The 7,738-nt window shown below is 39.8% G+C and carries 9 protein-coding genes; 8 read left to right on the plus strand and 1 reads right to left on the minus strand.

The window, feature by feature from the left end:
- A partial coding sequence (locus ABFC84_16895) for a hypothetical protein (GenBank protein MEN6414417.1) occupies positions 1–365 on the plus strand: 365 nt, incomplete at its 5' end.
- Positions 366–442: 77 nt separating this feature from the next.
- Here the strand turns inward: ABFC84_16895 and ABFC84_16900 are convergent.
- Positions 443–1,888: a helix-turn-helix transcriptional regulator gene (locus tag ABFC84_16900; protein MEN6414418.1), complete on the minus strand. Its 1,446-nt coding sequence runs from the start codon at positions 1,886–1,888 to the stop codon at positions 443–445.
- A 319-nt stretch (positions 1,889–2,207) separates the two neighbouring features.
- Here ABFC84_16900 and ABFC84_16905 point away from each other — a divergent pair, with 319 nt between their 5' ends.
- From ABFC84_16905 to ABFC84_16935, 7 genes are read left to right on the plus strand one after another with little or no spacing between them, the layout of a single operon-like run.
- Positions 2,208–2,609: a hypothetical protein gene (locus ABFC84_16905; GenBank protein ID MEN6414419.1), complete on the plus strand. Its 402-nt coding sequence runs from the start codon at positions 2,208–2,210 to the stop codon at positions 2,607–2,609.
- Positions 2,610–2,614: 5 nt separating this feature from the next.
- A complete protein-coding gene (locus ABFC84_16910; protein ID MEN6414420.1) occupies positions 2,615–2,914 on the plus strand; it encodes a hypothetical protein in 300 nt (99 codons plus the stop codon).
- A 44-nt stretch (positions 2,915–2,958) separates the two neighbouring features.
- On the plus strand, positions 2,959–3,399 hold the full coding sequence (locus ABFC84_16915) for a relaxase/mobilization nuclease domain-containing protein (protein MEN6414421.1): 441 nt from the start codon (positions 2,959–2,961) through the stop codon (positions 3,397–3,399).
- Positions 3,392–5,416 carry a hypothetical protein gene (locus ABFC84_16920; protein ID MEN6414422.1) on the plus strand — a complete coding sequence of 675 codons (2,025 nt, stop codon included), beginning with the start codon at positions 3,392–3,394 and terminating at the stop codon, positions 5,414–5,416. Before ABFC84_16915 ends, ABFC84_16920 begins: the two co-directional genes overlap by 8 nt.
- A 15-nt stretch (positions 5,417–5,431) precedes the next feature.
- Entirely contained in the window at positions 5,432–6,022 is a 591-nt protein-coding gene (locus ABFC84_16925) for a hypothetical protein (protein ID MEN6414423.1), read from the plus strand.
- A 56-nt stretch (positions 6,023–6,078) separates the two neighbouring features.
- On the plus strand, positions 6,079–6,255 hold the full coding sequence (locus ABFC84_16930) for a hypothetical protein (protein MEN6414424.1): 177 nt from the start codon (positions 6,079–6,081) through the stop codon (positions 6,253–6,255).
- Positions 6,256–6,315: 60 nt separating this feature from the next.
- Entirely contained in the window at positions 6,316–7,521 is a 1,206-nt protein-coding gene (locus ABFC84_16935; protein MEN6414425.1) for a site-specific integrase, read from the plus strand.
- The last annotated feature ends 217 nt before the right edge of the window (positions 7,522–7,738 follow it).

Here is a 7,738-nt window from a genome sequence, read left to right on the forward strand (position 1 = left end):
CCGTAAAGGTTTCCATTACCTTGATAGACGGCGACAGCGGGGAAAGTCTTACCTTAGTCGGTCTTGGGAGCGGCCAGGATGCAGGGGACAAGGCGGTCATGAAAGCGGAAACGGCGGGAATTAAATACGCTTTTATGCTTAGTTTTTCTATCAGCACCAATGACGACCCGGAAGCCGATAGTAAGACGGATGAAGAAGTGTATGCATCGGATGTGGAGAAATCTAATACTGTTGCTGCCAATGATCACCTGGTATGTATCGATTGCGGTAACAAAATTACTACTGGAATCAGGAATGTCTCCATGAAAAAGTATGGCAGACCGCTATGTATGAAGTGCCAGAGAAAAGCGAAGGCGATTGCTTAAGTGTATGTTGCCCTAGGAATGCAAAAAAACATCCTAATCAGGTTGATTAGGATGTTTTTTTTTTCGATACATTGGACTTATTTTTTTAAAAGGGTTGTTAGTGCCTCTATTTTTTCAACAGGAAGTTGTTCATACTCTTTTTGAAGATAAGTTATGTGTTTTACAACAGCGTCAAAGCGTTCTTTCTCATCGCTGTTTGTAGGTGTTGTTGATGGATCAGTTTTATATAGACTATGGGTATCTTCACGATTTTGGGTAAATACATCATGAAAAATAGCCAGAAAGTTTTTACCGACGTTACGCCTTGCAGTTATATATAGCAAATACTTAGCTGATTTGTCATCGGTTAATTTTCCATAGGATGGTATGGTAGTTTTTTCCTGAAGAAAGCTTAGACTGCAATTATATAGTTTGGCTATTTTTAATAGATAGCTTTGAGAAGGGGTGGGTTTATTCATTGCTTTTGATAATGTTGACTCAGATATCCCAAAAATTTTTGCTACATCTTTTTGGTTCATGCCTAATTGATCAAGCATTTTAGTAAAGTTATTTTTATATTGGTAGTTAATCTCTGGAGTTAATAACTCTGTCTCAGAAGATATAGCTCGAATGAGGGTTAAATGATCTTCGACTTTAGGGTAAATGCTAGGAACTGAAGGGATATTTTTAATTAAGAAAAAATATGCGTGAATTAATTTTCGTAACCGTGAGTATAGCAGTCTGAGATCATTTACTTCAATTATAGAAAAAAACGGGTGTACAAATTGTAAAATATTGTAATTATTAGTATCTATGTATTTTTTTATTTTCTTATAGAGTTTCGTACGTTTGTTCAGAATACTAAAAATTTTTGGAGCCGTGTTTTCCAACAAAAGGGGGTCTATAAAGGCTGCTGTAAATAATAATTCTTCGTTAAAACAACTAGAAGAAGATAAGGCATATTTATAGGTGCATAGTTCGTTTCTAATAGTAAATAAATTTTCTTGCTTATCATTTTCAGCTTTAATAATTTTCTGGCTTTGACTTAACGGTATGGCTTGGGAACTAAAGGATAGGTCTAAATGATATTTATTTTGGAGAACGGTTATTTCTTGCATACCCTTTGCGGTTATGTAATTTGTCGGTTGCAAGTCGCTAATTTGGTCTAATAAAATTTCAATATTGTGGATCGTGTCATCAGTATAATCAAGTTGATCTTTATTGAGTTCAACTTTTAGTTTCCCTAAGAGTTTATTTTTAAAAATTATATTATCCGTAAAATTTAGTGTTTGTAACTGTTGAATCGCTTCTGATATTACTTGAAAGGATTGATTTTGGTCATTTTTAAAATTATCAAGATCGCTACCAAATTCCGTTTCTATTTTTTTCAGTTCGCTTCTTTTCTTCTCTTTTAAATCGCAAAAAGAAGAAAGATCACGGTCAGGCAGCATGAATAACAAAAATTTTTGTTCTAAAGTCAATGATTTAGGATTTAATTTTTTGAGAATATTAGGCAAACTTGGTTCGGTTTTAAAAATGTTCATTTAAACTCCTTTGATATGTATTGAGTAAAATTGAATAAAATTTTATTTTAAGTTTAGCACAATTGTATATATGCGTCCAAGTAGAAAAAGCAAGTATATTGAGTAAAATTGATGAAAGATAGTCCGGCTAAATTTTAAAAATTTGTGATTTTCTTTACGCTAAGAGCTATATATATTTATACTTGTCGGCCGACATAAATGGTTTCATCTGAATACATTGTAGACGCGATTACAGTGCTCACTAATCTTTTGATGATAAATAACATTATAGAATTATTATTATCTAAGATAGGAGTTGTGATCCAGACGGAGGGATATTATGCCTAAGAAAAAGGTTCGGAAGAAGGAACGTATAAAGTGGCGGCGGATAACAGTTAGTGTGTCCAATGACCTTTACGAGCTTCTGGAGGAAAGGTCAGCAATAGCCGGCGTATCCATGAGCAGGATGGTATTCGGCTTGCTCAAGCGCAAAAAGGTCGTGATTGTTCCCGGATTTGGGGAGTTTGTACGTGATGTACAGCAAATCTGCAGGTACTTAAATACCACCCACAATGATCCGCAATTGTTGCGGGAAGTGGCTGCCAGCCTTAATCGCAATAGTGAGTTCTTTGAAGCTGCTACGTCGGGAGTCATATATCCACGCTTGATCGAAACCGGTTCGGAGAAATATGAAGCTGTTATGCCTCCTAATCGATTTTTTAAGAACTTGGTCGAGGTGTAGTGGATATGGAGAAAAAGAGGATTCCGTTATCAGTTCCGATGCATGATTATATACGGCTCAAGCATGAGGCTGATTTAGCGGAGCAGTCCATGAACAGGTACATTCTTAAACTGCTGAAGAAACGTAAAGTAGAGATATATCCCAAGGCGCGGCTAATTTACCTCGAACTATACCGGATACGCACGGAACTGGAACGGCTAAGGGAAGTCAAGAATGTCGATATTCGAAATTTGGTTGAAAGGGTCGATCGATTATGCCGATCCTGCGATACATTCCTGGCCGGTTTGACCAAAAGTATCAGTTAAAGCAAAAGATACAATATTTGGATGATCCGTGCAAGCGTATTTGGTTGGGAAAGCCAATCCTGAAATCCTTACTATTCGGCGGGTATGGTGTCGATCCTAATGCAGCGTATGAAAGCTTTATCTTTTTTCATATGGCGTGCGGTCTTAGCGGAACACGGCTCTTTTATCATTTGCTCCTTGACTTTGAACCGGGATTGGTAGACCCATTGCAAGTAAGAGAAATCGGGATAGAAGAATGCCGCTATTTGCAGCGGCTCGGTGCCATGTATGTCTGGGGAGTGCACTGCACAAAGCGGGGTGCTCCTCATCCCCATATGCATGTTGTTATTAATAGCCGGTTACCATTGAGAGGGAAAAAGCTGCAAATAAAAAAGCGTAACATTGTTGAGCACAAACTTTGGGCGAATCAAGTTTTAAACCGCTTTGGACTACCATTAATTGATATGCATGTCCCATATAATTGGAAGGAGGAAAATAATGAATAGCGATTTTTTTAAAAAAATAATGGCGCGAAGTACGGTCAAGCCTTATACAGGACCGGTTGTAGAGATAGGAAAAGCCGATCAGCCGCCAATTGTGACCTCTCCGCCGGAAGTCTGCAATTATAATGAAAAGAATGTTACGCTGACATATCGGTCGGCGGATGAAAGAATTTGCCAAGGAGAACCTCTTGGAGTTTTATGTCCGATGAGTGCTTACCGTGAAGGTGATACCTGGAAAGTGAAGATGAATTACCGCAATCCTGCAGGCCTGGTTAAAGTTAAGCCGGGCATGGAGCAGATGGAATTGCTGGAAGAACCGGAATATTTTCGTGAGACGGAAGACGGTGTTTATGCACTGAAAAACTCCAAAGAATATTTTTCCATAACTAATATTCGGCTTAGAGTTCAAGCCCGAATAAAGAGGTATTGGGAGGAAGATTCCGAGCCGGTAGAAGAATTGAAATGCCTTTTGTACTCGAAAGAGTGGAGTGCCCCCAAAACCATTACCGTTCCACTCAGTGAATACAAAAATGTTTATTCGTCGATTATCAAAAACCGGTTTCCGGAATTGTTTCTTAGTTCTAAAGCCCGGGACTATCTGGAAAAATACCTTAGCAACGTTTATAGCAGATGCCAAAGTAATCTGAAAGAAGAAATTCACATCATGAAAATCGGTTGGACTGCAATCAGTGGCAATATCCGCTATGTGATTGGAGAAGACCCGGTTTATAAAAAGTTCTACCTCCCGGATGTGTCTTTGATGGATAAAGGCAGAGTATTTAGAGAAGGATTTCGCTTCCTGAAAATTGGCCGGTTCCGATTCGTCAGCCTGATACCCTTTCTCTTTGCCCATTTTTCCTACGCGGCGTTTCTTTTTAATAAAGCGCAGCGTACATTTCAGAGTACGCTGTTTCTCCGGGGTGAAACCAATACCTATAAAACCCGGATTTCGGAAGTGTTCTGTAACATCTTCCAGACAGATAATGAAAAGAAAAAGCTGTCCTTCGGGACTACTATTCCTGCTCTTTACAAAACCATGTCGATATTGCGGGACCAAACCGTACTATTAGATGATTTCTCCTGTTCTGAAAAAAACAAAAAACGTAATGATACCGCCTTACTGGAAGCAGCAATCAGAGCTATCGGGGATTCCAATTCTCCCGCTAAAACTTCGGTGAGTAAAGAAGGCGGGGTTGATAACCGAAGCTTCCGGGCAACGTTGGTTGTTACGGGAGAAGACAATCCACCGCTTTCCAATTCCAGCTATTACCGAATGATTATCGTTCCGGTAGACAAGCAAAGTTATGATAACGGGGTCCTGCAGGAATTTCAACATAAGTCTTCAATCATGCGAAACTACATGGCCCTATTCATTGAATTTCTGAGGGATAACGGCGATCAAATAGTAAAAGACATCCTTCCTAAAGCCCAAGAGTATGAGGACCGATATGGACGGGATTTCAAAATTGCCAGAGTCCGGTATGCCACCGTTAATCTACTGATAATGGGAGATATAATTCGACAGTTTGCCCGTTGGTGCAGTATTTTTGACCCCGGTATTCTGAATTATATGGCAGGATTCGACAAAATTGTTGTTGAGGCAATGCTGGACAATCAGGAAGAAACCAGTGGATTAGAACCGGAAGTCATGTTTCTGTATGCGTTGAGGCAAATAATCGGCACGCGAGAAAATCTCAGACTGGCTGAATCGGAAGCCGAGTATATCGCTAATGAAAGCGGGTTTACCGGCTTCCGGGAAGTAAATACCGATACAATATGGCTACGGCACGAAGACGCCGAGCAAGCCGTTAGATATTACTGGGATAAGCAGCAAAAGGCCTATGCGGTTACATCGCCTAAACTGCATAGAATTTTGTGTGAAAAGGGTATTGCTCGAGGCAGCAAATTACAAAGTGGCAAGGCTGAATACCTCTTAAAGGCCAAGAAGGGGAGCCGAAAGCGAATGCTGGTACTAAATTATAAAACGGTTTGTGAAATACTGGATTCCGTAAAAGATTAAAAGGAGGTAACGATAATGATTTCAGCATTGACATTTGAGCGGGGATTAGCGCTGTTAAATGATTTAAAGAATGTGTACTGCTTGGTAGATCAGGAAAGAGATGTTGAATTGAAAAGTTTCGGGACTGTTGGGGCGGGATATGTGGAGGTTTGCTATCAGTACGTCAGACGATGGTTAAGTGAAGGGTATGGCAAACAGGTGCCGCTGCCCCGGTTGGAGGATCTGTTAAAGGGTGGCGGTGTTTATATAAATCCTTTTGTCTCTCAATTACAATACCCGGTATTCCGGGCAAAGCCAAATGGTGAACCACTACGTTATTTTTCCTTAGTTGCACCGTTTGTTTGCGCTTATGTTGACAGTCTCGATAACCTGTTCAGTATTATTTACCAGTATAAACTTCAGTATATCCACTTTAAAGAGTTTCGATCGGTCATGGAAGCAAGAGAGTATATGCTTGACGACTACAAGGTGACACAAATGTCGGTTGGAGCTTATTTAAACGACATCATTTGTCATCCCAGTGAATTGCAACTCAATGATGTCTTTTATGACGAGCGGGGGATGGTACTTCCTCAAATTACCCAAACAATTAGCAGGGTTAAATAATTTGCAATTCAGGAGATTTTTAATTGTATATTATAGCTGTGAAGGGAGAGGTATTTATGATTATTGATGCTAATCGTTTATATGAAGTTAAAGAAATCATCTCCAAAAATGGCGGAATTCTTCCGTTAAGCCTTAGCGGGGTATACAGTCTGGTTCGCCGGGGAGAGATAGATGCGATTCACATCGGCAAAAAGGTGCTTATAAAAGGTAGCTTTTTGAAAAAATTGCAATAACACGAAAAGCCAGAGAAGCAATTCTCTGGCTTAAATTTTGAACCGGATGGGGGAAACATGATGGGTACACGAAGAGCTAATGGCGAAGGCAGTATTTATTTCAACAAAAAAAGAAATTGCTGGGAAGGACAATTTTTGTATTTTGATACAGTGACTGAAACGGCAAAAAAGAAGAAGTTAACCGGCGCATCAAAGACTGAAGTGGCTAAAAGGGGAAAAAATTTTATAAAAGAAATGAAAAGCAAGAACGCAGCCGTGCTGCTCCATAAAAAAGAAGGACAAACGGTTTCCGAATGGCTGGAGAAATGGCTGAAGACGTTTATATTAGATAAAGTGAAGGTGAAAACCTACGAGCGTTATTGTTGCTCAATTAACCGGCACATTATTCCGTATATTGGGGATAAATATCTATCGCAATTAAATACAGAAGAAATTCAAAACATGCTGAATCATTTGGTTGAAAGCGGTGGCGAGGATGCGGAAGGATTGTCGGCAAGAACCGTTAATGGAGCAAGACGTACGCTAATCGGAGCTCTTAAAAAGGCAGTTGATCTTGAACTTATTCAACGAAATCCGGCATTGGCAACGGTTCCTTTTAAAATCGAGAAAGCAAAAGTTGAAGTGCTGAGTCAAGAAGAAAGTAAAGCACTGCTGGATGCTGCTAAAATGGAGGGTGAAGTGCCTTATATGGTCATCTTACTGGCATTAACAACGGGAATGAGAATTGGAGAAATTTTCGGGCTTCATTGGGATGGCGTTGATTTGGACAAAAGCAGGCTGTTAGTAGATCGGACTCTTGTTTCTACCAATCATGGTTACTACTTACAGGCTACGCCAAAAACAAAAAGCAGTTATCGCAGCATTCCATTGCCGAAGCTGACGGTTGATGCGTTAAAAAAGTACCGGGAATGGCAGCGACAACAAAAAGCTTTGCTTATGAACAAATATGATGACGAAAATATCGTCATCATCAATCCGTTGGGAAGTTACCTAGATCCAAGCAGGTTTTCCTTTTTCACTTTCAAAAAGGTATTACAAAATGCCGGTATTAAGCGCAAATTTAGGTTCCATGATTTGCGTCATACACATGCAACGCTGCTCTTAGAACAAGGGATTAACATTAAGGTAGTATCAGAACGGATCGGGCACAGTACCATCAGGATCACACTGGATACGTACAGTCATGTTGTTAAGAGTATGCAGGATGATGCGGTCGCTGTAATTCAGCAACTAATGGACGATGAAAAAATGAGTAAGGGGGAGTGAGTTCCATTTTATAATTGTGCATAGAATGCATGTTTTTGCAAAAATTCTATGCATTTTATTTATAATCACCCCACAAATCACCCCACAGGCAAAAAAACAAGGACTTTGGAATAATTTCCAAAGTCCTTTCATCTCTTATAAATGGCGGAGTGGCAGGGATTTGAACCCTGGCAGGGATTGCTCCCTCTAACGATTTAGCAAACCGTCCTCTTCAGCC

It is taken from the genome of Veillonellales bacterium (assembly GCA_039680175.1).
Lineage (GTDB): Bacteria > Bacillota > Negativicutes > JAAYSF01 > JAAYSF01 > JBDKTO01.